Annotated in this window: 1 protein-coding gene; it reads left to right on the forward strand. The window is 75.9% G+C overall.

Annotated elements, in window-relative coordinates:
- The coding region (locus ACFQ4O_RS18230) for a VWA domain-containing protein (RefSeq protein WP_378777856.1) at positions 1-551 on the forward strand (551 nt) is incomplete at both ends.

The raw sequence follows: 551 nt of genomic DNA on the forward strand, positions 1-551 counted from the left end.
GGCCGGGGCGCGCTGCCGGCCGCCCTCGCCTGCGTGGCGATCGCCGTCGCGCTCACCGGCCCCGCGGTCGAGCGGCCCGGCGCGCAGAACTTCCGCAACCTCGACGTAACGGTGGTGGTGGTGGACCTGTCGCGTTCGGTCGCCATGAGCCCCCGCTTCATGGACGCGCGGCTCGCGGCCTATGCGGCGGTGGAGGCGACCGGCTCGCGGCAGGCGGCGGTGATCGTCTACGCCGGCGACGCCTATCTCGCCGCTCCGCTGACGAGCGACCATCGCGCGCTTGAAACCCTCATGTCCTCGCTCGACGGCGACACCGTGCCGGACGTGGGCACCGCCCCGACCGCGGCGCTGGCGCTGGCGCGCGCCACCCTGAAACAGGCCGGCGCCATCGGCGGCGACGTGGTGCTGGTCAGCGACGGCGGCGGGCTCGACGACAGCGCGGAGACCGAGGCGCGGGCGCTGGCGGCGGAGGGCCATGCGCTGAGCACGCTCTATGTGGAGCCCGCGCCGCAGGCCCCGAAACGGACGGGCGTGGACGGGCGCGCGGCGTT

It is taken from the genome of Methylopila musalis (genome assembly GCF_042679725.1).
In the GTDB taxonomy this organism is placed as follows: domain Bacteria; phylum Pseudomonadota; class Alphaproteobacteria; order Rhizobiales; family Methylopilaceae; genus Methylopila; species Methylopila musalis.